We start from the raw sequence: 25,877 nt of genomic DNA on the forward strand, positions 1-25,877 counted from the left end.
TTTTATGGGGTTTCACGTGAAACGCGCTGGCCGAAAATGGCTTCGAGCAGTCCGCCTAGCCGGTAGCCGGCCTCGACGATGCGGCGGTCGGCAATTTCCCGGCTGTGCCGGCGAAAATCCTCGGTGATGATCGGCAGCAGGCTGCCGATGGCATCCGGGTAGGCTTCGGTCAGCAGGCGATGGCTTTCGTCGCGCCACAGCCCGACATTGCCCTGCCTTGGCGCCTGGTGGTTTTCAAGCAGGCGCGCCGCGTTTTCTTGCAGGCGTTTGCCGCGTAGCCAAGGCGGGCCGGGCAGATCGTCCCAGTAAACATGCAGGCTGCTGAACGGCAGGCGTTTGTTGAACGGATTTTCGATTTCGACCTCGTTGCCACCTTCATCACCGTGGCGGCCGACGTGCAGCGGCTGGTGGATGTCACCTACGAGGTGGACTAGCCAGGGCAGGGCATTTGATATTTCGGCCTTTTTTCCGGTTGACCGTAGAACTCGGCTCAGGCGCTCGATCTGGACATCCAGTTCGCCGGATTTCGTCTGGCCGGCAGCGTTGAGGTCCACGTAGTGCCAGCGTTTGTGACGTGCCGTGTCGGAAAGCCCAGGGAGTGCCGGCGTGGCGGGTTCGCGGTCTTCGTCGTAAAAGCGCGGGTCGTTGCGAATGTCGTCCGGCCAGGTCGAGGCTTCGGCAAAGATATCGACGTCTTTTCTCGAGCGCGATTTTTCGATCCAGCGCTCGTAATCCAGGTGGCGGGACAGCGCTTCGCTGATCGCCGCCTGGGTTGGCGGCGACAGTTGCTGCCAGGCAATGACGGCGGTCAGCCGGTGGCCTGCCGCATTCCAGGCACTGGCTGGCGCGGCTACGGCAAAGAAAAGCAGGGCGAGGAGGATTTGCCGCATTCGGCCATTATGCCGCGTGCGATAATGCCCGCCTATGTCCAGTTTGCCGCTCAATTCACTCGCTTACGCCCTGTTGCAGGCGTCCCGTATCGATACCGCAGTTTTCGGCGGGCAGAGTCTGGCCGACGGCCTTCTCGGCCGGGTCGAGCCGGAAGCCCGCCCGGCCGTTCAGGATCTCGTTTACGGCAGCCTGCGCGCCTACGGGCGCGGCGATTTCTTTCTGTCCAGGCTGCTGCAAAAGCCGCTGGCCAGTGACGAAGTGCGCGCCCTGTTGCTGGTCGCCCTCTATCGCCTCGAAACCCGGCCGGATGCGGCACATACCGTTGTCGATCAGGCTGTTTCGGCGGCCGCCGAGGTAGCTGGCGGGAATTTCAAGGCGCTGGTCAATGGCGTCCTGCGCAACTTCCTGCGTCAGCAAGCAGCGCTGACCGCGGACTTCGCCGCTGATCCGGTTGCTTCGGCCATGCACCCCGACTGGTGGCTAGCCGAGTTACAGGCTGCCTATCCGCAGGACTGGCCGGCCATTGTCGCCGCCGGCAATTTGCCGCCGCCGATGGGCCTGCGCGTCAATTCCCGTCGTGTTTCGCGCGACGATTACATCATGAAGCTGGCGGCCGAAGGCATTGCGGCCCGGCCGGTCGGCGAATGCGGGCTGGCTCTCGACAAGCCGGTCCCGGTCGACGCGCTGCCCGGTTTCGCCGATGGCCTTGTTTCGGTGCAGGACCCCGGAGCACAAATGGCCGCTACGCTGCTCGATCCGGCCCCGGGCAGTCGCGTGCTCGATGCCTGCGCCGCACCGGGCGGCAAGACGGCGCACCTGCTCGAGCGCGGCGAAATCGATCTGCTCGCCCTCGATCTGAAACCTTCGCGCTGCCGGCGCGTCGCCGAAACGCTGTCGCGCCTTGGCCTGAGCGCCGAGATTCAGGATGCCGACTGCGCCAAATTGACGAGCTGGTGGGATGGCCGGCCCTTCGACGCGGTACTCGCTGACGTCCCATGCACCGCCAGCGGCGTCGTGCGCCGCAATCCGGACGCGAAGTGGTTGCGCCGCGAGGCCGATATCGCCAGTTTTGCCACAACGCAGGCGCGAATTCTCGACGCTTTGTGGCAGGTCGTGCGGCCGGGCGGTAAACTGCTCTACGTGACCTGCTCGGTTTTCCCGGCCGAAAATGGCGGGCAGATTTCGCGCTTCCTGGCGCGTCAGCCGCAGGCTCACCGTTGTCATGAAGAACAGCTCTTGCCGAGCGTTGAACACGATGGATTTTTCTACTGCTTGCTCGAAAAGCGTGCTTGACCCACTGCGCCGATGGCTGCTGTTGCTGCTTTTCGTGCCCGTTTTGGCGTGGACCGCAGAAATCGACATCAGCAATCCGCAGCTTTCAGCCAGCGAAGACGGTTATGTACTCTCTGCTGATTTCAAATTCGAACTGAATCCGCGCCTCGAAGAAGCGGTGACCAAGGGCGTCGTGCTCTATTTCGTTGCCGATTTCGAGTTGAGCAGAGCCCGCTGGTACTGGCTCGATGAGAAACTGGTCAGCCGCAGCCTGACCTATCGCCTGTCTTACCACGCGCTGACCCGGCAATACCGGCTGACCACCGGTGGCCTGCATCAGTCCTTCCAGACCTTGTCCGAGGCCATGCAAGTGCTCTCCCGCCTGCGCAGCTGGACCGTCATCGACAAGAACGAAAAACTGGTCCGCCCCGGCGAACCCTACGAAGCGTCGTTGCGCATGCGGCTCGACGTTACTCAATTGCCAAGGCCCTTCCAGATCAGCGCACTTGGCAACAAGGACTGGAGCCTCGGGTCCGACTGGAAAATATGGCCCGCCAACCTGCTTCCGGCAGCGCTGCCGGCGGAGGCCAAATGAAGCGTATTGTTGCGGCGGGCGGCGCATTTGCGGCAGCCGTCGGCGGTATCCTGTGGTTCCTGCTGCTGATGTCTACGGCAGCTGATACCGTGATTTTCTCCCGCAACTATCCGCTGCTTATCGCGCTTAACGTCGTGCTGGCGCTCGGTATGCTCGGTCTGGTCGGCTGGCAGTTGCGGACGCTGTGGCGTGATTATCAGGCCCAGGTTTTCGGCGCCCGCCTCAAGTTGCGCCTGATGCTGATGTTCGGCGTCATCGCCGTATTGCCCGGGGCGCTTGTCTATGGCGTTTCGGTGCAGTTCGTCACCCGCTCCATCGAAAGCTGGTTCGATGTGCGGGTCGAGAAGGCCCTCGAGTCCGGCTTGCAACTCGGCCGCTCGGCACTCGATTCGCTGTTGCTTGATCTCGGTGAAAAGGCGCGCAGCATGGCCGCCGAACTGTCCGACATCCAGGAATCGTCCCGCCGCTCGGCCCTGTTGCGCCTGCGCGAAGAGAAAGGCGTCCAGTCGGTGGCTCTGTTCTCGGTCGGTGGCCAATTGTTGTCGAGTGCCACGACCGAACTATCCAGTCTGCTTCCCGATTTGCCCAGCCAGACCCAGCTGAAACAGGCACGTAGCACGCAGATGGTCAGCACCATCGAAGGTGACGGCGGCAAGCTCTCCCTGCGCGTGCTCGTCCCGGTCAGCGCCCGGGGCATGTTCGAGGAGCCGCGCATCCTGCAACTGACTCAGCCTGTCCCGCCCGGGCTGGCCCATGACGCCGATGCCGTGCAAGGCGTTTATCGCGACTATCAGGAATTGCATCTGGCCCGCGAAGGCCTGACCCGCATCTACGCCCTGACGCTGACGCTGACTGTACTCGTTGCGCTCTTCGGCGCTTTTGCGCTGGCCTACGTCATGGCCCGCCGGCTGGCGGCGCCGCTCTATATTCTGGCCGAAGGCACGCAGGCTGTGGCTCAGGGCGACTTTTCCCCGCGCCAGGCCATCTATAGCGGTGACGAACTCGGCGTCCTGACCCAATCCTTCAACCGGATGACCCGCCAACTCGATGATGCCCGCCGCGAAACCGAGCGCCACCGGGCGGAACTTGAATCAGCGCGTGGCTATCTCGAATCGATTCTGGCCAATCTGTCCACCGGGGTGCTGGTTTTTGATCGCCACTTCGTTCTGCGTACCGTCAACGAGGGTGCCCTGACCATTTTGAACGACGATTTCATGGATCTGGTCGGCGCCGCTGCCGAGAATTGGCCGCGCCAACAGGCGCTGGGTGCTTTCATCCGGGAACATTTTTCCGGTACGGAAGAAGCCGAATGGCAAGCCCAGCTCGAAATGGAACGGCCGAACGGCATGCCGCAGGTGTTGTTGTTGCGCGGCTCCCGTCTGCCGGAAGCGAGCGGTGGTGGCGATGTTGTGGTCTTTGACGACGTCACGCGCCTGATCGCCGCCCAGCGTAGCGCTGCCTGGGGCGAAGTGGCACGTCGCCTGGCGCATGAAATCAAGAACCCGCTGACGCCGATCCAGCTCTCCGCCGAGCGCCTGCAATTCAAGCTCGCCGGCAAGCTATCGAATGGCGACGCCGACATGCTGGCGCGTGGTACGCAGACAATCATCAACCAGGTTCAGGCCATGAAGCGGATGGTTGACGATTTCCGCGATTACGCGCGGATGCCGGCACCGGAAGTGGCCGAGCTCGATCTCAACGAACTGATCGGTGAAGTGCTGGGACTCTACGAAAGCTCGTCGGCGACCATCGAAACCCGACTGGCCGCCGATCTGCCGCCCATTCTCGGTGACGCCACGCAATTGCGACAGATCATCCACAATCTGCTGCGCAACGCCGAAGATGCGCTGGAAGGCCGTGACGAGACGCGCATCCTGATCCAGACCGAAGCAGTTGGCCGTCAGGCCAGCCTGACGATTGCCGACAACGGCCCCGGTTTTCCGGTCGAACTGTTGCCGCGCATCTTCGAACCTTATGTCACCACCAAGGCTCGCGGCACAGGCCTCGGTTTGCCCATTGTCAAAAAAATTGTCGAAGAACACCTGGGTACCATCGAAATAAGCAATGCACCCGAGGGCGGCGCGCGGATCGATATTCGCCTGCCCCTGGTGAAAGCGGAGGAAGTCAAAAATGGCAATAATTCTGGTCGTTGACGACGAAGTCGGTATTCGCGAACTGTTGTCGGAAATCCTGATCGACGAAGGCTACGACGTGCGTGTCGCCGAAAATGCCACGGCTGCCCGCCTGATCCGCAGCGAATTGCGTCCTGACCTCGTGCTGCTTGACATCTGGATGCCCGATACCGATGGCATCACGCTGCTTAAGGAGTGGCACGCGGCTGGGCATCTCAACATGCCGGTGGTCATGATGTCCGGACACGGCACGATCGATACGGCGGTTGAGGCGACGCGCTTCGGCGCTTTCGATTTCCTCGAGAAGCCAATCGCCCTGCAAAAACTGCTTTCTACTGTCCAGAAAGCCCTCAAGCACGACAAGTCACCGGCCCGCCCGGCGCTGACGCTTGAGGCGTTCAGTCGCCTTTCTTTCGTCAAGGAATTCAAACGGCGCCTCGAGCAGGCGGCTGCAAAGTCGCCCATTTTGCTGATCAAGGGTGCCAATGGCGGCATGGCCGAAATTTGTGCCCGAACCCTGCAGCCACCGCGTGCACCATGGCTTGATTTGTCTGGTGTGAGCAGTGCTCTGACGCAGGAAATGCTCGAAAAAGTGACCGGAGGCATCTTGTTTGTGCCGGATATGGCCGGGCTCGGCAAAATGCAGCAAATGAATATGGCTTTTGCGGTCGACCGTCTGGAGAAGCTGAATTTGCAAATGATCGCCGCCACGGTGAGCAGTGCCAGCGCACTCAGCGAAGCGGGCTGGGACAGCAAGCTGCTGGCCCGTCTTGGCGAAATCTGGGTAGCCATGCCGTCGCTGGCCGGACATGGTGATGAACTGCCGGAAATCGCCAGCCTCCTGCTGACCAATTTCGTTGAGCGCGGCGAGGTGCAGGCTCGTCGTTTGTCGAGCGCAGCACTCAATGCTCTGCGCACCTTGTCCTGGAAAACCAACCCGGAATCAAGCTGGAACGACCTCTATGCGCTGGTGCGCAATCTGGCGATCACTTCCCTCGAAGAGGAAATCAGCGCCGACGACGTTGCCCGTGTGATGCCGGTAGACGCTGGTGGCAACCCGGAAATTCTTTCGTTGCTGCCGCTCTTCGATCAACCCTTGCGCGAGGCGCGCGATGCCTTTGAAAAAATGTACTTCGAGCATCATCTGCGCCTTGAAGGTGGCAACATGACCAAGCTGGCCGATCGCTCGGGGCTTGAGCGCACGCATTTGTACCGAAAACTCAAACAACTGGACGTCAAGCTCGGCAAGCGCAGCGAAGAATAATTACCCGGATACAAGGGGGGAGACATGAAAGTCATCATTCTCGGTGCCGGACAGGTCGGCGCCAGTGTAGCCGAAGGCCTGGTTTCAGAAGAAAACGACATTACGATCGTCGATTACGATGCCGCCCGGCTCGCCCAATTGCAGGACCGGCTCGATCTGCGCACGGTCGTCGGCAACGCGGCGACGCCGTCGGCGCTGCGCGAAGCCGGGGCGGAAGACGCCGACATGGTCATCGCAGTGACTCAGAGTGACCAGTCCAACCTGGTGGCCTGCAAGCTGGCGCACAGCGTCTTCAATGTGCCGACGCGGATTGCCCGTCTGCGTTCGCGCGACTTTCTCGAGGATGAGAGCCTGCTGTCGCCGGAAAATTTTGCGGTCGATTTCGCGCTCTGTCCGGAACAGGTCATTACCGACTACATTCGTCGTCTGATCGAGTTCCCCGAAGCGCTGCAGGTACTCAATTTCGCCAAGGGTCGGGTCAGTCTGGTGGCCGTGCGTGCCTATGAGGAAGGGTTGCTGGTCGGCAAGCAGATCAAGCAGATGCGCGAGTTTCTGCCGCCTGACATGGATGCCCGGATTGCTGCCATTTTTCGCCGTGACCAGGCAGTTTTTCCGGAAGGCGAAACGGTCGTCGAGGCCGGTGACGAGGTCTTCCTGCTGGCTGCTGCCGAGCATATCCGGCCGGTCCTGCGCCAGCTCAGGCGGATGATGAAGCCGGTCGAGCGGATCATGATCGCAGGCGGTGGCAACATTGGCTTGCGTCTGGCCAAGTCGCTGGAGAAGCGCTACGAAATCAAGCTGATTGAAGGCCGCAAGGAGCGCGCCGAATTGATTGCGAATGAGCTGGACAACACCCTTGTCCTGCTTGGTGATGCGACCGACGAGGAGTTGCTGGAGCGGGAGAACATCGCCGAGATGGACCTCTTCCTTGCTGTGACCAACGACGATGAAGACAACATAATGTCCGGCAGCCTGGCCAAGCGTTTGGGCAGCAAACGCGTAGTCGCCCTGATCAACCGTCGTGCCTACGCCGAGATGATAGAAGGCGGGCCGATCGACATCGGTATTTCGCCAGCCCAGGTTTCGATTGGTGCGCTGCTGGCCCATGTCCGGCAGGGCGATGTGGCGGAGGTTCATTCACTGCGGCGCGGTGCGGCCGAAGCTTTGGAACTGGTGGCCCACGGCGACGCGAAAACGTCGCAGATCATTGGCAAGCGTATCGACCAGATTGACTGGCCGCATGGCGTCACGGTCGCCGCGCTGGTACGGCATTTTGACAGGGCGGTGGTCGTTGGTCAGACCGATGACTGGACTTCGATTACCCGTCACGGCGAGGTCGTCATCGCGCATCACGACACGGTGATTGAAGCGGAAGACCACGTGATCGTTTTCTGCACCCGCAAGAAGCTCGTCAAGAAGGTCGAAAAGCTGTTCCAGGTCAGTTTTCACTTCTTTTAAGGGGTAGACCGTGACACGTTTTGCCCCTGTTTATCGTGCGCTGGGCATGATCATCATGCTCTTCGGCCTGACCATGCTGGCGCCGCTGATACTGTCCTATGTCACCAATGACGGTGCGCAGACGGCCTACGACGAAGCCTTCGCGCTGACAATGCTGTGCGGCGCCTTTCTCTGGTATCGCTACCGTCGCTGCAAGCGCGAATTGAACATTCGTGACGGCTTTCTGATGGTCGTCCTGGTCTGGTCGGTATTGCCGGCTTTTGCGGCTATCCCGCTCATGCTCCAGCTCGGTATCAGCCATACCGACGCCTATTTCGAAACGGTCTCCGGGCTGACCACCACCGGTTCAACGGTGTTGTCCAATCTGGATACGCTGCCCATGTCAATCAATCTGTGGCGCCACCAGTTGGTTTGGGTCGGTGGCATGGGTTTGATCGTGCTGGCCATCGCCATCCTGCCTTTGCTTGGTATCGGCGGCCGGCAGATGTTCAAGGCAGAAACGCCGGGTCCGATGAAGGACTCGAAAATGACGCCACGCATCGCCGAGACAGCCAAGGGCCTGTGGCTGGTTTATCTGGGCGTTTCGATTGCCTGCATTCTGGGCTACCGGTGGGCCGGCATGACCTGGTTCGATGCCATCTGCCATGGGTTTTCGACCATGGGGTTGGGTGGATTTTCTACCCATGATGCCAGTTTTGGCTATTTCAACTCGCCTGCCATCGAGATGGTGGCGATTGTTTTTATGCTATTTGCCGGCATGAATTTCGGGACCCTGTTCATGGCCGTTAGCGGACGCTCCCTGCGCCCCTATCTGCGCGATCCGGAAGCCGCTTGGTTCATCGGAGTCTGCGCTGCCAGTATCCTGGCTGTCGCGCTCTATATCTGGAAAGACGGCGCCTACGCCGATCTTGACACGGCGTTTCGCCATTCCGCCTTCAATGTCATTTCGATTGCGACAACCACTGGTTACGCCAGCGTCGATTTTGCGTTGTGGCCGATCTTCGCGCCATTGTGGATGCTGTTCCTGTCCAGTTTTGCTACCAGCGCGGGGTCGACCGGGGGAGGCATCAAGATGATGCGGGCGATCCTGCTTTACAAGCAGGTCTATCGCGAACTGGTGCGCGCGATGCACCCGAATGCCGTATACAACATCAGAATTGGTGGCCAGACGGCGCCGCAGCCCATCTTGTTTGCGGTTCTCTCGTTCGCCTTCATGTACATGGTCAGCATTGTTTCTCTGACCTTGCTCATGGCCTTTACCGGGCTCGATATCATATCGGCCTTCACCGCCATTGTCGCCAGCGTAAACAACACAGGACCCGGCCTGGGCGTGGTTGGCCCTTCGACAACCTATGCCGTGCTTGAAGACTTCCAGACGTGGATCTGCATTTTCGCCATGCTGCTCGGCCGGCTTGAAATTTTCACCCTGCTCGTTGTTCTGACCCCCGCCTTCTGGCGTAAGTGACCCGGCGCCCGGAAAGGCGGATAATTCCGCCTTTCCGAATTTCTGGCGGAGTCCGACGTGAGCCGACCCAAGAACGATACTTTCCTGCGTGCCCTTCTCAAAGAGCCGACCGAATACACCCCGCTGTGGCTGATGCGTCAGGCCGGCCGTTACCTGCCCGAGTATTGCGAAACCCGCAAACGGGCAGGCAACTTCCTGAACCTGTGCAAGTCGCCGAGCATGGCCTGCGAAGTAACGCTGCAACCGCTGGCGCGCTATGATCTCGATGCCGCCATCCTGTTCTCCGATATCCTGACGGTGCCGGATGCGATGGGACTCGGCCTCTACTTCGCCGAAGGCGAGGGGCCGAAGTTCGAGCGTCCGCTGCGCGAAGAATGGGCGATCAACAATCTGACGGTGACAGATCCCTATGAGCATCTGGGCTACGTTATGGATGCCGTTTCGGAAATCCGTCGTGCGCTCGATAACTCGGTGCCGCTCATCGGCTTCTCCGGCAGCCCCTACACGCTGGCTTGCTATATGGTCGAAGGCGAGGGCTCGAGCGATTTTCGCAACATCAAGGGCATGCTCTACAACCGTCCGGACCTGCTGCACCGCATCCTGTCGGTGACGGCGGATTCCGTCATCGCCTACCTGAACGCCCAGATCGACTGCGGCGCCCAGGCCGTGATGATTTTCGATACCTGGGGTGGCTCGCTGTCAAACGCGGCCTACGAGGAATTTTCGCTGCAATACATGCGTCGCATCGTTGCCGGCCTGAAGAAGGAAAAGGACGGCCAGCGTATTCCGAGCATCGTGTTTACCAAGAACGGCGGCCTGTGGCTGGAAAAGATTGCCGACATCGGTTGCGATGCCGTTGGCCTCGACTGGACTATCGATATTGGTGAAGCGCGTCGTCGCGTTGGCGACAAGGTGGCGCTGCAGGGCAATCTTGACCCGAACGTGCTGTTTGCGCAGCCGGAAATCGTCGCTGCCGAAGCGAAAAAAGTGCTCGATAGCTTCGGCCCGGCGAATACCGGCCACGTTTTCAACCTGGGCCACGGCATTTCTCAATTCACGCCGCCGGATAGCGTGACGGCCTTGGTTGAGAAGGTGCATTCATACAGCAAACTATTACGTAAGTAATACCTATAAGTGAGGGGCAAGGCTTGACTTATACACAGAGTTTTGCCTCTCGCCAAAAATAAACTCCAAAAACCCCTTGACTCAACATTGTTTATTTAAATTACTGAATTTAAACGAATAGTAATGTTGCTCAATATTTCGGCAGGGTGACGGAATCCTTACCAAACCGTTACCCAGCGCCAAAGTCAAAAAGAAATCCACAAAGTTATCCACAGTTTTTGTGGACAACTCAAAAACCCCGGTTTTGGGTCGCAATAAATCCGAAAATTTGGAGAAATAACGGCTTTGGCCGGTAAATCCATGCCCGTATTACGCGTCGCCCTCGATTTGCCGTTACATCGCCTTTTTGATTATCTGGCTGAAACGGCGTCGACCGCAGATATCGGCTACCGGGTTCGCGTCCCATTCGGGCGCGGCGAGAAACTGGGCGTTATCGTCGACGTGGTTGGCGAAAGCGACTGGCCGCTGGATCAGTTGAAGCAGGCAGTCGAAATTTTGCGCGACATGCCGCCATTGCCGGCCGATTTCTTTCGGCTCTGCGAATTCGCAAGTACTTACTATCAGGCCGCATATGGCGAAGTCGTTCTGCAGGCCTTGCCGGTCGGGCTGAAGCGTCTCGATCCGCCGGATCGCCGCAGCGGACGCGCCACGCGAAAGCCGGAGGCAATTCAGCCACCAGCCCTAACCGACGAACAAGCCACGGCTTTGGCTGCCATCGACCCGGCCGCCGGTTTTTCCGTCCATCTGTTGCATGGCGTGACCGGTAGCGGCAAAACAGAGGTCTATCTACGCCTTGTCGAGCAAGCCTTGGCGGCTGGTCGGCAAGCCCTGTTGCTGGTCCCGGAAATCAACCTGACGCCACAACTGGAGGGCCGGGTTCGCGCACGTTTTCCCGAGGCGGGTGTCGTTTCCCTGCATAGCGAACTGGCCGAGGCAGCCCGTGAGCGGAACTGGCGGGCGGCCTTTGCCGGCGAGGCAAGCATCATTCTCGGTACCCGGCTATCGATCTTCACGCCCATGCCCCGGCTCGGCCTGATCGTCATTGATGAAGAGCACGATCCATCGTTCAAGCAGCAGGACGGCATGCGTTATTCGGCGCGCGATGTCGGGGTTTTCCGGGCGCACCATCTGGGCATACCCATCCTGCTCGGCTCGGCGACGCCGTCGCTCGAGTCATGGGCGAATGCGCAGGGTGGGCGCTATGGCCTGCTGACCTTGAATCAGCGGGCCAACCCGGAAGCGACCCTGCCGGCAGTGCACATCATCAATACGCGCAAGATGGTCCTGAAGGAGGGCGTCAGCGAGCCGTTGATTGCCGCCATCAAGGAGCGTCTGGCGCGTGGCGAACAGAGCCTTGTCTTCCTCAACCGCCGTGGTTACGCCCCCGTGCTGGCTTGCCCGGCCTGCGGCTGGATTTCGCGGTGTACGCGCTGTGCGGCCAACATGGTCCTGCACCTCGCCGACCGCCGCCTGCGCTGCCATCACTGCGGCTGCGAACACCGCGTACCGAAAGCCTGCCCGACTTGCGGCAATCAGGACATCCATCCGTTTGGGCGAGGTACGCAGCGTCTTGAAGCGTGGCTGCAGGAGCAGTTTCCCGAAGCGCGCGTCTTGCGCGTCGACCGTGATTCGGTGAAGAGTCGCAAGCAGTGGGAGGCCATGCTGGATCTCATTCATGGCGGTCAGGCCGACATTCTGGTTGGCACCCAGATGCTGGCCAAGGGCCACGATTTTCCCAAGCTGACACTGGTTGGCACTCTCGGCGCCGATGCCGCCCTCTACGCTGCCGACTGGCGGGCGCCGGAACGCCTGTTCGCACAGTTGATGCAGGTCGCCGGGCGGGCCGGCCGGGCTGAACTGAAGGGCGAAGTGCTGATTCAGACCGAGTATCCGGATCACCCGCTGTTTGCCGCGCTGGCCGATCACGACTTCCCGGGATTCGCTGCACAGCAGCTCAAGGAGCGCGAGCAGGCCGGCTTCCCGCCCTACGCCTTCCAGGCCGTGTTGCGTGCCGAGGCGCCGGATATGGCCGATTCCATTGCCTTCCTGAACACGGCCGCCGCCTTGCCGCTGATCGGCGAACACGAGAATGTCATGATCTATGACCCGGTGCCGATGAAGCTGGCCCGGCTGGCCAATCTGGAGCGCGGACAATTGCTGGCCGAGTCCTGTTCGCGCCCGGCCTTGCAGAATTTCCTGCCGCGCTGGCGGGAGGCGATCGAAACCATCAAGGCGCCCTCGAAACTGCGCTGGCACATCGAGGTTGATCCACTCGAATTTTGAGTTGGTTGTTTTCGACGCCTTCGGCACGTCCCTTGCGATGGAGTTATTCCAATCCGCGTAAGGAGTTCATCATGAAAATTCAGGAATCGAACGTTCAACTGTCGGCCACCCATGAAGCGAGCCGCAGCCATTCGTTGGAGATAACCACGGAGCGAGAGTTTCGGGGCATTTTCGACCATCTTGCGCTGAGTACGGATGAGGCGCGGACTACCGAGCGGCAGAATTTCCAGAAGCTTTTGCAATCGCTGATCGACGCCATCATGGCGGCAATGGATGGCAAAAAAGTTGAGGAAAAGTTTGCCGCCGGCGACGCGATGCCGGCTAAGTCGGCCGAGTCGGCTGCGCCGAGAAGTGGCCTGGAAATCAGCTGGCAGCGCACGATCCGGGAAAGCGTCACTGAGTCTGAAAAGACGACAGTTTGCGGCAACGGTTCGGTAACGACTTGCGATGGCCAGGTGATCAAGTTCGACTACGCACTGGCCATGGAGCGAAATTACGCCAGCGAGAAGGTCGAAGAAGAGAACAGCACGGTCAAGCTGAGCGATCCGTTGATGCTTAGTTTCAACGGTATGGCTTGCGAACTGACCGAGGATTGCATCAGCTTCGATCTGAACGCCGATGGCACTGCCGAGCAGATTCCGGGCATCGGCAAGGGTAGCGGCTATCTGGTTCTGGACCGCAACGGCAATGGCAAGGCCGACGATGGCAGCGAATTGTTCGGCGTGGCCAGTGGCAATGGTTTCGCCGATCTGGCCAAACTTGACGACAACCATAACGGCTGGATCGATGAGGCCGACGCCGCTTTCAGCCAGCTCGGCATATGGTCTGGCGATGGCTTCGGCTCGCTCAAGCAGCAGGGGGTCGGGGCGCTCTTCACTTCCACGGTCAACGCGGAATTTTCGCTAAAAACGAAATCCAACGAACTGCTTGGGCAGATTCGGGCGGCCGGGCTTTATCTCTCCGAGGCGGGGGAGGTCGGCCACATGCAGCAGGTCGACCTCGTCGTCTCAGACTTGCCGGCGGGGTCGGAGCATCCAGAGCAGGGCGAGAAACTGGCCGCCTAAGAGCGTGAAGAAGGCGGTGCGGAAAGCCGCATCGCCAGCCCAGCCTTGCGCCTGCAGGGCATCAACGAGTATCCCGATGCCCCATTGCAGGCCGAAGGCGCCGGCGAAGACAAGCAGATTGAGGGCGGTGTTCGCCCGTCCGGAAAGCGCGGAAGGGAAGGCTTGGGCGACCAGCGAATAGGAAACGTTGGAGAGCGAAAAACAGGCGCCGAGGACAGGCCACAGCAGATTGCCGGCGAAGCTGGGCAGGCTGCTGATCAGGGCGAGCAGGCTGATGGCGACGATCATGGACGTGCGATAGATGGTGTCGAGCTTGATCCCGCGCCGCACCAGCCCGGTGGCGAAGAAGGCCATGAACAGGAAGCCAGCCAGCATGGCGCCGCTCATCCAGGTCAGGCGGGCGGCAATCGCGGCGCCTTCCAGCCCTTCCATGACCGTCATCCAGCGCGCTACCCACAAGCCCTGAACGGCCATGAAACCACCGGTAAACCAGAAGCCCATCGGCGCGTAGCGCCAGAAGTGCGGGCTGGAAAAAATTCTTTTTACCCCGGCCATCTGGGCGGCGAAGCCCGTGCCACCTTCCTCGCCCGGCTTGTCGGGCGCGACGAACCAAAGCGTCGCGGCGACGGCCAGCGTAGCCCCGGCCAGGCCGAAGGCGATTTCCTGCCAGGTGGCGAAGCCGAGTGCCATTTCCAGTGGCTTCGAGGCGGCCAGCGCACCGAGGCCGCCCGAGGCCATGACCCAGCCGGTCAGCGAGGCCTGCCGTTCGGGTGGAAACCACTGGGCAAAGGCTTTGAACGAAGCCATCAGGCAGGCCGAAACGCCGAGGCCGATCATGGCGCGGCCAATGGCCAGGCCGCCAAGCTCATCGGACAGCGCAAAAACGGCGGCCCCGGCGGCAGCGATGAGCAGCAGGCCGGCTTCGACGCGACGCGGACCGAAGCGGTCGAGCAGCATGCCGAGCGGCAACTGGGCAGCGCCGAAGGCGAGAAAATAGGTGCTGGTCAGCAGGCCGAGCGCGTTGTCGCCCAGATTCAATTCGCTGGCGAGGACCGGCCCGATCACAGCATTGGCTGTCCGGTAGAGGTAGGACAGGAAATAGCCGGCGGCAAAGGGCAGGAATAGCCTGATCCAAAGGCGGCGCGCGTCGGTCTGATTCATAGGTTCTCGGGTTTCACGTAGAACGCCGCCGGCGTGGGCGACGTCTTTTCTGGATTTTTTCGGAGCCATTCGACCCGCGAATCGATCTTTTGTTGCCAGTTCTTGGCGATGCCGGGGCTGGCGGAGAGTTTTTCCAGATCGGCGAGTGCGGGGCGGTGAGCCTGCCAGCACAGCATCGCTTCGGACAGTGTGAAGCTGCCTTCCGCCGCATGCAGGAGTTCCAGCGTATCGCCCGGGGCAACGCGGCCGGTTTTGACGACCCGCCAGTACCAGCCGGTCAGCCGATGTTCGGCGATGAAGGCAGCCATGCCGTCGCTGGCGAAGCGTTCATCGATTTTCCAGCACGGGTTGCGCGGCTGGCAAACCTGCAGCTCGGCGCTGCCGAGGCGCCAGATGTCGCCGATCCGAACATCGGTTTCGTCAAGTTCGGCCGTCGAAATGTTTTCGCCGAGGCTGCCGATGACGAGCTGTGGCGCGGCCTCCGGGAAGCGTTCGGCCAGTCTGGCGTAGTGGCGGGCCGGGTAGAGATGGACGGCCTTTTCCGGGCCGCCGTGCACGCGCCGGTCGGCCTGCTCGTCGCCGACGAAGCCTTCACTGCCGAGTTCGAGCGGGCCAACGGCCGGTTGCTTGTACATGCCGGTCGGGCGACCGGATTCAGGAAGCGGGCGGATGCCGCCGATGAAGAGGGAAACGTGTGCCATGGTCGCCGGATTTTGCCATCAATCCCACAACCATGCTGCGCCGCGCACCCCCGAGGAATCCCCATGTTTCGGCGGCAGGAATTTTGTGCTGAATGCATCCGAAAAAACGAGGGGACGGCACGCGTCCGGTAGGTTGCGGTAAAGCCGCTGCATGTTTGACAGGCCGCCGCCGATGACGATGACCTGCGGGTCGAGGAGGTTGATGACGCCGGCCAGGGCGCGACCAAGGCGGTCTTCGTAGCGGCGCAGCGAGGCTTCGCAGGCGGGGTCGCCGCTGGCAGCGAGGCGGTCGATTTCGCTGGCAGTCAGGATTTGCCCGGTGTGGCGGGAATGGTCGGCGGCCAGTGCCGGGCCGGAAAGATAGGCCTCGGTGCAGCCGGCGCGACCGCAGTAGCAGGGCGGCAGGGGCAGGTCGTCGCCGCTTGGCAGGGGGAGCGGATTGTGGCCCCATTCGCCGGCGATGGCATTGGCACCGGTCAGCACCTGGCGGTTGATGACGATGCCACCACCGACGCCGGTGCCGAGAATGATGCCGAAAACAATCTCGGCATCCTGCCCGCTGCCGTCGACGGCTTCGGACAGCGCGAAGCAATTGGCGTCGTTGGCCAAGCGGATTTCACGTTGGAGCAGGGCCTGCAAGTCGCGTTTCAGCGGCTTGCCGATCAGGCAGGTGGAGTTGGCATTCTTGATCAGGCCGGTGGCCAGGGATTCGGCACCGGGTATGCCGATGCCGACCGTGCCCCGTTGTCCGAGGCCGTTTTCGACGCTTTCAACCAGCCAGGCAATCGCCTTCAGCGTCGCCATGTAGTCGCCTTGCGGCGTCGGAACGCGGTGGCGCAGCAACTCGCGGCCATCTTCGGCCAATGCGATGATCTCGGTCTTGGTCCCGCCGAGGTCGACGCCGAGGCGCATCAGACGCGAACGGCGACGCCCTTGACGTTGCCGTAGGTGGTCGTCAGCGTGCGCAGGACGCTGGCACCGGCTTCGAGCAGCAGCATGAACAGGTTGCGTTCGGTGTACAGGCAGACCTGTTCATGGATCCCGTATTTTGCGGCGAGCGTCGGGGCCAGTTTGGCAAAACGCTGATCGACCGTCGATTCGCCGTCAGCGTAACCTTCGCTCAGTTCGGAATGCAGGCCGAGGACGGAGATGTACAGCTTGCCGCCAATTTTCAGCTTGAGCAGCAATTTCCGGACAATGCGGCGGGCTTCTTCGTAGGGCATGGCGCACAGGCCACGGCGGATGATGATGATGTCGAACGGCTCGCCCTGAGCTTCGTCGGGCAGTTCCGGGAAGGCGCAGGGAGCAAACAGGATTTCCTCGCGCAGAGCGGCGGCGAGTATTCGACCCTCGATTTCCTGTTGCAGATCGGGATGGTCGGCAACGATAACCTGGGCACCGAGGCGGGCAAACTTGATCGACATCTCGCAGCGTTTGTCGGGGAGGATCAGCACCGAAACGCGCTGGTCGAAACGATGACGCTTGACGCACTCCTCGAGCGCATAGCGCTCTAGCTCGTCAGCCCCTGTCTCAAGCGGATTGGCGTTAATATTTGTTGTCATGCTCGTTGCCTCCCTCCGGCTCATTGTGCCCAAGGCGGGGCAGTGTGACAACCGGGAATCCATGCAGGGAAAGGAAAAACAATGTTAGTCCGCTTTTATTCCAGTGAAACCGGGGAGTTGCTGATGTTCGCCGAGGCGGCCCGGCCGCTGTTGCAGGTGCTCGGCAAGGCAACCACGGCGCGGGGAACCTTTACGCTGGCCGAGATGGCGCCGGCCGCGCAGACCTTGCGCGACGCGGTGAAGCGGGCCGAGGCTCCGCCTCCGCCACCGGATGAGGATGAACGGGATGAAACGGGGAAAAAGAAGGAGCCGGTCGTTGCCATGAGCCAGCGCGCCTGGCCTTTGATCGACATGCTTGAGCGGACCGGCAAGGGCGGGCCGAAAGCGAACATCGTCTGGGAAGCGTCGGCCGATTTCTGAGCGCGTGCTCAGTCGGCTGATTCGATACCGAAGCCGACAGCGATTCCGTCGATAACGGTGCGCAACGCCAGCTCGAACTGGCCGAAGACCGGTTCGGATGGCAATTCACCCTCTCGCAGGGCTTTTTCGAGCGCCATGGCGGCATTTTGCAGGTCCAGCGCGCCGATCGTTCCGGCCAGCCCCTTGGCGCTGTGGGCGTGGCGTTCGGCGCTGACGAAGTCGCCACTGGCCAGGCTGGCGCGAATGACCTGTGGCGCATCGATCAGGCGGGCGTGAAAGTCGCGCAGGATCTTTTCGTAAAGCGCCGGCTTGTTGAGCATGCGCTTGAGGCCGTCGGCCTTGTCGATGCCGGGCAGGTCGGGTAGTCCATCCCCGGTGGTCATGGTCGTGCTGTCGCGTGACGGCTGGTGGCTTCCAGAGCATTCATTTGGGGTATCCCGGCATCCTCGCTATGAGGCCTTGATGTTACCGTCATTGGCGCTCGGCTTCAATGAGCGGTGCTAATGACATGGCTTAGAAAAGCTCGATATCGTCGTTCTTCTCTTTCATTTCGGCCATGAACCTGTCGACGGCTTCGTGCACCGGCATGCCGTGCATGACAGCTTCGAACATGGCGATTTCATCGCGCGTCGTGTATTTGGCCCGGATTTTGTCCTGCAGGGAAACCCATTCGCTCGGGTTGTACAGGCGTCGCCCGTCGGCTACCAGATCACTGAGATCGCCTAGGCTGATGCCGACGTGAGCCAGCCGCTGGACCAGCTTGTCGTAGAACTGGAAAGCGATGATGGCTTGATGGACCATGCCTGAAACGTGGTCGGAGATGCCGCTTAAATTTTGCTTGGCGACGCCGACTTCGCCCTGGTCGGGCAGGGTCTGCACGGTGTCGGAAATCATCCGCATGTAGCTCGCCATGCTGGTGAAGGAATTGGTCAGCACGTCGACCGAAGCGTTGCTGTCCTTCATCGCGGTTTCGATCTGCACGGCAGAGAGTTCGAGCATCAGCACGGTCTCGCGAACCTGACTCCAGTTAAGGTCGGGCATGTGGGCGCTGGTGCCGCGCGGATGGATGGTCTCTTTACTCATTGTTTTGCTCCCTGGCTGGCCAGAAACTATAGCGCAAAACTTGCCGGGCGTTCCATGCCTACGGTGGCTTTACCGCCCGGATTGGCGACTTGGCGCGATAATTGGCCGATGACTTTCAAGAACGTTTTCATTTTTGCCCTGTTTTTCCGGTTGACCGTGGCAATTGCCGCACCATCGCTGATTGCCGTCGATGTCGGGCACGGTGGTAAAGATGGTGGGGCGACGAGCGCGCGCGGCCGTCCGGAGTTCGCCTTCAACCGGGAATTCGCCGGAATTCTCGCCGGTGTCTTGCGCGAGCGAGGCCAGGACGTCCGCGAAATCAATTTTGCCGGCGACATCGGCAGCCTGATCGCGCGGCCCGAGCAGGCGGCGGGGAGCGATTTTTTCATCTCCATCCACCACGACTCGATTGGCGAATCCTGGCTGAAAACCTGGGTTTGGGAGGGCAGCGAGCAGACCTACACCGAGGTCAAGCGCGGCTATGGAATCTTCGTTTCGGCCCAGAATCCCGATCTGGAAACCAGTCTGCGTTGCGCTTCGAGCATGGGTGCCATGCTGCGTCGGGCCGGATTTGAGCCGTCGACCTGGCATGGTCGCAAGCATCTGGCGGCCGATGCCGAAAACGGCGTCTGGTATTACGACAATCTCGTTGTGCTCTACCGGACGACCCTGCCCGCCGTGCTCTTCGAGGCCGGCGTCATCAAGCATCGGGACGAGGAACTCGAACTGGTCGACCCCGAACGTCAGGCCCGGATGGCCGATGCGCTGGCGACCGGCGTCGCCGCCTGCCTGTTCGTTACAGGAAAATCGGCTCGGGAGTGAGGGCGACGTCGAATTTCGCTTTTACGTCAGCCTGAACGGCGGCCATTGTGCGTTTCACGTCGTCACCCGTCGCCCCGCCGCGATTGACCAGTACCAGCGCCTGCTTTTCGTACATGCCGACCGGGCCGAGATTCTTGCCCTTCCAGCCGGCCTGCTCAATGAGCCAGCCGGCGGCCAGCTTGACCCGGCCATCAGGCTGCGCATAGCGCGGCAGCGTCGGGAAATCGACGGCCAGCGCGGCGGCCAACGTCGCCTCGACGACCGGATTGTGGAAAAAACTGCCCGTGTTGGGGATGACCGCCGGGTCCGGCAACTTGCGCTGGCGCACGGCGATGATGGCGTTGGCGACATCCTGCGCGGTTGGCGTGGCAATGTTGCGGGCGGCCAGTTCCTGATTCACCTCGGCATAACGCAGGTTGGGCGTCCACGCCTTCGGTAGCCGGAAGACGACTGAGGTGATCGCCATCCGCCCGCTCAAATGCCAGCCTTCCTGCTTGAAAATGCTGTCGCGGTAGCCGAACCGGCAGTTGCCACGGTCAACCGGAAAAAACGCCTGTTTTTGAAAGTCCCAGGCCGTCAGCGAATGAAAGCATTCGCCGATTTCCAGCCCGTAGGCGCCGATATTCTGAATTGGCGCGGCGCCCACCGTGCCGGGAATCAGGCTCAGGTTCTCCAGCCCCGGCCAGCCCTGCTGCAAAGTCCATTGCACGAAATCATGCCAGTTCTCGCCGGCCCCGGCTTCGATGTAGAAAGCCTCGGCGTCTTCCTTCAGCAAGCGCTTGCCGGGAATCGCCATGTGCAGGACGAGGCCGGCGAAATCGCCGGTCAGGACCAGATTGCTGCCACCGCCGAGAATGAAGCGGCGCTGGCCCACCAATTCCGGCGCCGCCAACTGATCGGGGGCGGTGACTTTTTGATAGGTGGCCGCCTTGCCGGGCAGGGCCAGGGTGTTGAAAGGAGTCAGGTCGACGTTGTGGGCGGAGGTCATAGGCAGAATTTTCGTCGATTTCGGGCCTTGTTTGGAGTTTGCCTGCCGGCTTGACCCGGACACGATCCTGAGAGTAAAACAGGATCAACAGATGGGGACCGATTTCCGGCCCGCCTGGACAGACCACGGCGATCAAACATGAAGCCTCCTGACCGGCATCTCTGGCAACGATTCTGGGCAATAGCCTCTCCTTACTGGCGTCAGGACGACAAGCTCAAGGCCTGGGGATTGCTCACCCTGCTCGTTCTGTTGCTGCTTGGTCAGACCCGTTTTGCCGTGCTGTTCAACGAGCAGACCGGGGAGTTCACCTCGGCGCTGGCGGCCCGTGATGAGGAGCGTTTCTGGGCGTCGATCAAATTTTGCCTCGGGCTGCTGATCGCGGCCGTACCGATCTACGCCCTGTATTATTTTGTCCGGGACACGCTCGGTATCCACTGGCGGCGCTGGCTGACCCATCGATTTCTCGACAGCTATTTCAGCCACCGGCATTTCTACGAGCTGAATGCCAACGCCGGCATCGACAATCCCGATCAGCGGGTCGCCGAAGACATCAACACCTTCACCCAGCGCTCGCTTTATTTTCTGCTCATCTTCATCGGTTCGGTGCTGCAGCTGGTCGCTTTCAGCACCGTGCTGTGGTCGATTTCGCGGGAGCTGGTCTATTTCCTGGTCTTCTACGCGACGGCCGGGACGCTGATCACCATTTTCGTCTTCGGCAACCGGCTGATGAGCCTCAACTTTTATCAGCTGCGCCGCGAAGCCGATTTCCGTTTCAGCCTGGTGCGCATTCGCGAGAACGCCGAATCGATTGCCCTGTATCGCGGCGAGGCGCAGGAGCTGCAACAGGTCAGGCAACGTTTCGCCGCCGCCTTCAAGAACTTCAAGCGCCTGATTCGCAGCCAGCTCGGGCTCAATTTTTTCCAGCACGCCTACGGTTTGCTGACCATCGTTCTGCCCAGCGCCATCATCGCTTCACGGGTGCTCTCGGGTGAGCTTGAAGTCGGCCGGGCGATTCAGGCCGCCGGCGCCTTTGCTGCCGTGCTCGCTGCCTTCTCGCTGATTGTCGAAAATTTCGAAACCCTGAGCCGCTTCGCCGCCGGAGTCGACCGGCTTGATGCCTTGGCCCGGTTTCTCCCGGGCCACCCGGCCGGGAACGTGTGCAATGCGAGCACGATCCTGTCAGTCGACGCCCAGCACCTGAGTCTCGAAAACGTCACCCTGCAAACGCCGAACTACGAGCGAACGCTGATCGAGGACCTCTCGCTCGACATCCGTCCCGGCGAAAACCTGATGATCGTCGGCCCGAGCGGCAGCGGCAAGAGTTCGCTGCTACGCGCCATCGCCGGTATCTGGTACGCCGGCAGCGGGACCATATTCCGGCCGCAGCCCAACGACATCCTGTTCCTGCCCCAGCAGCCCTACATGCTGCTCGGTACCCTGCGCAGCCAGTTGCTCTACCCGTACAAGGGGCGTTCGTTTCCCGATGCCCAGCTGCTGAAGGTGCTGGAAAAGGTGAACCTGGCCGATCTCGCCAACCGTTTTGGTGGACTGGATACCGAGATGGACTGGCAGAAAGTGCTTTCGGTTGGCGAGCAGCAGCGCCTGGCCTTTGCCCGCATCCTGCTCAGCAAACCCCGTTTCGCCATACTCGACGAAGCAACCAGCGCCCTGGACAGCGCCAACGAGACAGCGCTATACCAGCAACTGCAGCAGATGAACACGACGCTGATCAGCGTCGCCCACCGTCCGGCCATCCTCAAATACCACAAGCAGGTGCTGGAACTGGTTGGCGATACGCGGTGGCAGTTCTACGCGGCTGAGGCGTATAGCTTCAAGGCAGACGACGCCGCGCAATAGGCGCCGTCCGCCGGTGCAAAATCAGAGTAGCGGCGCCAGCCAGTACTCTGCATCCTTGATCGACATATCCTTGCGCTTGGCCCAGTCTTCCAGCTGATCGCGCCCGATCTTCGGAATGGCGAAGTACGCCGCCGCCGGATGCCCGATGTAGAACCCGGACACCGCCGCTGCCGGCGTCATGGCACAGGACTCGGTGAGTTCCATGCCGGCGTTGGCCGGGGCGTCGAGCAGGGCGAACAGTTCGCGTTTGGCGGTGTGGTCCGGGCAGGCCGGGTAGCCGGGGGCGGGGCGGATGCCCTTGTATTGCTCGTTGATCAGCTCATTGTTGGTGAGCGCTTCCTCACTGGCGTAGCCCCAATATTGGGTGCGTACTTGTAGATGCAGCCATTCGGCGGCAGCTTCGGCCAGGCGGTCGGCCAGCGACTTGAGCATGATCGCCGAGTAGTCGTCGTTGGCGGCCTCGAAGGCGGCGACGCGTTCTTCGATGCGGTGGCCGGCGGTGACGGCAAAGGCGCCGACGTAGTCGCGCTGGCCGACAAAATCGGCGAGCGCCAGATTGAAGCGGCCTTTTGGCTGTTTGTGCTGCTGACGCAGCCCCACCCAGCGGGTCAGTTCGGTGGTTCGTGACTCGTCGGCGTAGATGATGATGTCTTCATTCTCGGCGCTGGCCGGGTAGAGGCCGAAGACGGCGCGGGCCGACAGCCAGTTTTCACTGACGATTTTGGCCAGCATGGCCTTGGCGTCGGCGAACAACTGGCGGGCAGTTTCGCCGACCGTTTCGTTTTCGAGGATGGCCGGATAGCGGCCGGCCAGATCCCAGCTCTGGAAGAACGGCGTCCAGTCGATGAGCAGCGACAAGTCGCCCAGACTCGGGTTGAGCGTTTGCAGCCCGAGCTGTTTCGGAATGGTTGGCGAGAACGGCTCGTTCCACGTGAAACGGTTGGCGCGGGCTTCTTCCAGCGTCACCATCGTCGGACCCTTGCGGCCGGCGTGTTCGGCGCGCACGGCGTCGTACTCGGTGACGATTTCGGCCATGTAGCCGTCACGCTGGTCGACCGAGAGCAGCTTGGTGGCGACGCCGACGGCGCGCGAGGCATCCGGCACGTAGACCACGGCGCCATCGGTGTTGGGGGCGATCTTGATCGCCGTGTGGGCGCGGCTGGTCGTCGCGCCGCCGATGAGCAGCGGCTGCTTCATGTTGAGGCGCTGCATTTCGCTGGCGACGTGGGCCATTTCTTCGAGCGACGGGGTGATCAGGCCGGACAGGCCGATGATGTCGACGCGATGTTCGAGCGCGGCTTTCAGGATGTTGTCGCAACTGACCATGACGCCGAGGTCGACCACGTCGTAGCCGTTGCAGCCGAGCACCACGCCGACGATGTTCTTGCCGATGTCGTGCACGTCGCCCTTGACCGTCGCCATGAGGATCTTGCCCTTGGAACCCAGCCCGGTGCGGGTCTTTTCCGCTTCGATGTAGGGCAGCAGATGGGCGACCGCCTGTTTCATGACGCGGGCCGATTTGACGACCTGCGGCAGGAACATCTTGCCGGCGCCGAACAGGTCGCCAACGACGTTCATGCCGTTCATGAGCGGGCCTTCAATGACGGAGAGCGGCGGCTTGCCTTCGCTTTCCAGCTTGGCCCGCACTTCTTCGGTATCGGCCACGACGAAATCGGTAATGCCCTTGATCAGCGCGTGTTCGAGGCGCTTTTCGACGGCTTGCTCGCGCCACGAAAGGTCCGGCCCAGTATCCTTGGCCTTGCCTTCCTTGACCGTCTGGGCGAAATCGACGAGCGCTTCGCCGGCTTCCGGGTTGCGGTTCAAGACCACGTCCTCGACCTTCTGACGCAGTTCCGGCTCGAGATCGTCATAGATGCCGAGCATGCCGGCATTGACGATGCCCATGGTCATGCCGGCCTTGATGGCGTGATAGAGGAAAACTGTGTGGATCGCTTCGCGCACGGCGTCGTTGCCGCGGAAAGAAAACGAGACGTTGGAAACGCCCCCGGAAATATGGGCGTGTGGCAGGTTCTGCTTGATCCAGCGGACCGAATTAATGAAATCGACGGCGTAGTTGTCGTGTTCCGGAATGCCGGTGGCGATGGCGAAAATATTGGGGTCGAAAATGATGTCTTCGGCCGGGAAACCGATGCTCAGCAGCAGGTCGTAGGCACGCTTCGAAATCTCGGTCTTGCGCGCGAAGGTGTCGGCCTGACCCTTCTCGTCGAAGGCCATGACGATGACTGCAGCGCCATAGCGGCGGGCGAGTTTTGCCTGCTCGATGAACTTGGCCTCGCCTTCCTTCATCGAGATCGAATTGACGATGCCCTTGCCCTGGATGCATTTGAGGCCGGCCTCGATGACTTCCCATTTCGACGAGTCGATCATGATCGGCACACGCGAAATGTCCGGCTCGGACGCGATTAGCTTGAGGAAGCGATCCATGGCGGCGATCGAATCGAGCATCGCCTCATCCATGTTGATATCGATGACCTGGGCGCCGTTCTCGACCTGCTGGCGGGCGACGGCCAGCGCATCGTCGAAGCGGCCTTCGAGAATCATCCGGGCGAAAGCTTTTGAGCCGGTGACGTTGGTGCGCTCGCCCACGTTTACGTAGAGCGAGTCGGCGCTGACGTTGAACGGCTCGAGCCCGGACAGGCGCAGCTTCTTTTCGATTTTCGGCACTTTTCTCGGGTTGACCGTGGCGACGCGCTCGGCAATGGCCTTGATGTGCTCGGGCGAGGTGCCGCAGCAGCCGCCGACAATATTGACGATGCCGCTCTTCGCCCAGCTCTCGATTTCATCGGCCAGCATGTCCGCCGTTTCGTCGTAACCGCCGAAGGCATTGGGCAGGCCGGCATTCGGATGTGCCGAGACGTAGCAGTCGCAGATGCGCGAGAGTTCCTCGACGTACTGGCGCAATTCGCTGGCGCCGAGCGCACAGTTCAGGCCGAAGGAAACCGGCTTGACATGTGACAGCGAATTCCAGAACGCTTCAGCCGTCTGGCCGGACAGCGTGCGGCCGGAGGCGTCCGTAATCGTGCCGGAAATCATCACCGGCCAGCGCCGGCCGGCGGCGTCGAAGAATTTTTCGATGGCGAACAGCGCCGCCTTGGCGTTGAGCGTGTCGAAAATGGTTTCGACCAGAAGGATGTCGGCGCCGCCGTCGGTCAGGCCGCGGATGGCCTCGAGGTAATCGGTGACCAGGGCGTCGAAGCTGACGTTGCGGTAGCCGGGGTCGTTGACGTCCGGCGAGATCGACGCCGTGCGGCTGGTCGGGCCGAGGACGCCGGCGACAAAGCGCGGCTTGGCCGGGTTGGCGGCGGTGAATTCGTCGCACATCGCGCGGGCCAGCGCGGCGCCGGCATGGTTCAGTTCATAGACGATGGGTTCGAGCTTGTAGTCGGCCTGCGACACGGCGGTCGAGTTGAAGGTGCAGGTCTCGAGAATGTCGGCCCCGGCTTCGAGGTAGTCGCGGTGAATGCCGCCGATGACGTCCGGCCGGGTCAGGACCAGCAAGTCGTTGTTGCCCTTGAGGTCGTGGGCGTGATCCTTGAAGCGCTCGCCGCGATAGTCGGCTTCCTGCAATCCGTGGCGCTGGATCATCGTGCCCATGGCGCCGTCGAGGACGAGCATCTTCTGGGCAAGCAGGGCGGAAAGTTCGGCGGTACGGTCGGGTTGCTGCATGATCACCTCGGCAGAGCAAAATTACGCCGGGCACGCCGCAAAAACGA

The 25,877-nt window shown here is 61.2% G+C and carries 21 protein-coding genes; 12 read left to right on the top strand and 9 right to left on the bottom strand.

Features of this window, described 5'->3' with window-relative positions:
* Nucleotides 1-2: 2 nt before the first annotated feature.
* Nucleotides 3-890, bottom strand: a complete 888-nt coding sequence (locus tag WBK19_RS20185; protein WP_511292859.1) for a S1/P1 nuclease — start codon at nt 888-890, stop codon at nt 3-5.
* A gap of 34 nt (nt 891-924) precedes the next feature.
* Here WBK19_RS20185 and rsmB point away from each other — a divergent pair, with 34 nt between their 5' ends.
* The 9 genes from rsmB (at nt 925) to WBK19_RS20230 (ending at nt 13,549) form a co-directional block, all read left to right on the top strand.
* The gene (rsmB, locus tag WBK19_RS20190) at nt 925-2,184 is read left to right on the top strand and encodes a 16S rRNA (cytosine(967)-C(5))-methyltransferase RsmB (RefSeq protein ID WP_511292860.1); all 1,260 of its coding nucleotides are present in this window, start codon (nt 925-927) and stop codon (nt 2,182-2,184) included.
* Nucleotides 2,177-2,758: a DUF4390 domain-containing protein gene (locus tag WBK19_RS20195; RefSeq protein ID WP_511292861.1), complete on the top strand. Its 582-nt coding sequence runs from the start codon at nt 2,177-2,179 to the stop codon at nt 2,756-2,758. Before rsmB ends, WBK19_RS20195 begins: the two co-directional genes overlap by 8 nt.
* A complete protein-coding gene (locus WBK19_RS20200) occupies nt 2,755-4,911 on the top strand; it encodes a sensor histidine kinase (protein WP_511292862.1) in 2,157 nt (718 codons plus the stop codon). The genes WBK19_RS20195 and WBK19_RS20200 overlap by 4 nt, the downstream gene beginning before the upstream one ends.
* Nucleotides 4,889-6,154, top strand: a complete 1,266-nt coding sequence (locus WBK19_RS20205) for a sigma-54-dependent transcriptional regulator (protein WP_511292863.1) — start codon at nt 4,889-4,891, stop codon at nt 6,152-6,154. Before WBK19_RS20200 ends, WBK19_RS20205 begins: the two co-directional genes overlap by 23 nt.
* Before the next feature lie 24 nt (nt 6,155-6,178).
* Nucleotides 6,179-7,612: a Trk system potassium transporter TrkA gene (trkA, locus tag WBK19_RS20210; protein ID WP_511292864.1), complete on the top strand. Its 1,434-nt coding sequence runs from the start codon at nt 6,179-6,181 to the stop codon at nt 7,610-7,612.
* Nucleotides 7,613-7,622: 10 nt separating this feature from the next.
* Nucleotides 7,623-9,077 carry a TrkH family potassium uptake protein gene (locus tag WBK19_RS20215; RefSeq protein WP_511292865.1) on the top strand — a complete coding sequence of 485 codons (1,455 nt, stop codon included), beginning with the start codon at nt 7,623-7,625 and terminating at the stop codon, nt 9,075-9,077.
* Nucleotides 9,078-9,134: 57 nt separating this feature from the next.
* Entirely contained in the window at nt 9,135-10,202 is a 1,068-nt protein-coding gene (gene hemE, locus WBK19_RS20220; RefSeq protein WP_511292866.1) for a uroporphyrinogen decarboxylase, read from the top strand.
* 300 nt (nt 10,203-10,502) lie between these two features.
* Entirely contained in the window at nt 10,503-12,485 is a 1,983-nt protein-coding gene (locus WBK19_RS20225) for a primosomal protein N' (RefSeq protein ID WP_511292867.1), read from the top strand.
* A gap of 71 nt (nt 12,486-12,556) precedes the next feature.
* Nucleotides 12,557-13,549: an SPM autocatalytic domain-containing protein gene (locus WBK19_RS20230; RefSeq protein WP_511292868.1), complete on the top strand. Its 993-nt coding sequence runs from the start codon at nt 12,557-12,559 to the stop codon at nt 13,547-13,549.
* Here the strand turns inward: WBK19_RS20230 and WBK19_RS20235 are convergent.
* From WBK19_RS20235 to WBK19_RS20250, 4 genes are read right to left on the bottom strand one after another with little or no spacing between them, the layout of a single operon-like run.
* On the bottom strand, nt 13,493-14,710 hold the full coding sequence (locus WBK19_RS20235; protein ID WP_511292869.1) for an MFS transporter: 1,218 nt from the start codon (nt 14,708-14,710) through the stop codon (nt 13,493-13,495). The two genes, WBK19_RS20230 and WBK19_RS20235, sit on opposite strands and share 57 nt — an antisense overlap.
* On the bottom strand, nt 14,707-15,411 hold the full coding sequence (locus tag WBK19_RS20240; RefSeq protein ID WP_511292870.1) for an MOSC domain-containing protein: 705 nt from the start codon (nt 15,409-15,411) through the stop codon (nt 14,707-14,709). The genes WBK19_RS20235 and WBK19_RS20240 overlap by 4 nt, the downstream gene beginning before the upstream one ends.
* Before the next feature lie 18 nt (nt 15,412-15,429).
* Nucleotides 15,430-16,323, bottom strand: coding sequence for an ROK family protein (locus WBK19_RS20245; RefSeq protein WP_511292871.1), 894 nt, complete (start codon nt 16,321-16,323; stop codon nt 15,430-15,432).
* Nucleotides 16,323-16,973 carry a class I SAM-dependent methyltransferase gene (locus tag WBK19_RS20250; protein ID WP_511292872.1) on the bottom strand — a complete coding sequence of 217 codons (651 nt, stop codon included), beginning with the start codon at nt 16,971-16,973 and terminating at the stop codon, nt 16,323-16,325. Before WBK19_RS20250 ends, WBK19_RS20245 begins: the two co-directional genes overlap by 1 nt.
* Before the next feature lie 81 nt (nt 16,974-17,054).
* Between WBK19_RS20250 and WBK19_RS20255 the strand changes: the two genes are divergently transcribed.
* Nucleotides 17,055-17,393: a DUF1840 family protein gene (locus WBK19_RS20255; protein WP_511292873.1), complete on the top strand. Its 339-nt coding sequence runs from the start codon at nt 17,055-17,057 to the stop codon at nt 17,391-17,393.
* 8 nt (nt 17,394-17,401) lie between these two features.
* Here WBK19_RS20255 and WBK19_RS20260 read toward each other — a convergent pair whose 3' ends face one another.
* On the bottom strand, nt 17,402-17,776 hold the full coding sequence (locus tag WBK19_RS20260; RefSeq protein ID WP_511292874.1) for an Hpt domain-containing protein: 375 nt from the start codon (nt 17,774-17,776) through the stop codon (nt 17,402-17,404).
* 130 nt (nt 17,777-17,906) lie between these two features.
* Complete coding sequence (locus WBK19_RS20265) at nt 17,907-18,476, bottom strand: hypothetical protein (protein WP_511292875.1); 570 nt, start codon at nt 18,474-18,476, stop codon at nt 17,907-17,909.
* Between the two features lie 108 nt (nt 18,477-18,584).
* Here WBK19_RS20265 and WBK19_RS20270 point away from each other — a divergent pair, with 108 nt between their 5' ends.
* Nucleotides 18,585-19,298, top strand: coding sequence for an N-acetylmuramoyl-L-alanine amidase family protein (locus tag WBK19_RS20270; RefSeq protein WP_511292876.1), 714 nt, complete (start codon nt 18,585-18,587; stop codon nt 19,296-19,298).
* On the opposite strand, the gene murB is transcribed toward WBK19_RS20270, so the two are convergent.
* Nucleotides 19,273-20,286: a UDP-N-acetylmuramate dehydrogenase gene (gene murB, locus WBK19_RS20275; protein ID WP_511292877.1), complete on the bottom strand. Its 1,014-nt coding sequence runs from the start codon at nt 20,284-20,286 to the stop codon at nt 19,273-19,275. The two genes, WBK19_RS20270 and murB, sit on opposite strands and share 26 nt — an antisense overlap.
* A 138-nt stretch (nt 20,287-20,424) precedes the next feature.
* Between murB and WBK19_RS20280 the strand changes: the two genes are divergently transcribed.
* A complete protein-coding gene (locus tag WBK19_RS20280) occupies nt 20,425-22,143 on the top strand; it encodes an ABC transporter ATP-binding protein/permease (protein ID WP_511292878.1) in 1,719 nt (572 codons plus the stop codon).
* A 21-nt stretch (nt 22,144-22,164) separates the two neighbouring features.
* On the opposite strand, the gene metH is transcribed toward WBK19_RS20280, so the two are convergent.
* Nucleotides 22,165-25,830: a methionine synthase gene (gene metH / locus WBK19_RS20285; protein ID WP_511292879.1), complete on the bottom strand. Its 3,666-nt coding sequence runs from the start codon at nt 25,828-25,830 to the stop codon at nt 22,165-22,167.
* Nucleotides 25,831-25,877: the final 47 nt, after the last annotated feature.

This window comes from Azonexus sp. (assembly GCF_049652925.1).
Classification (GTDB): domain Bacteria; phylum Pseudomonadota; class Gammaproteobacteria; order Burkholderiales; family Rhodocyclaceae; genus Azonexus.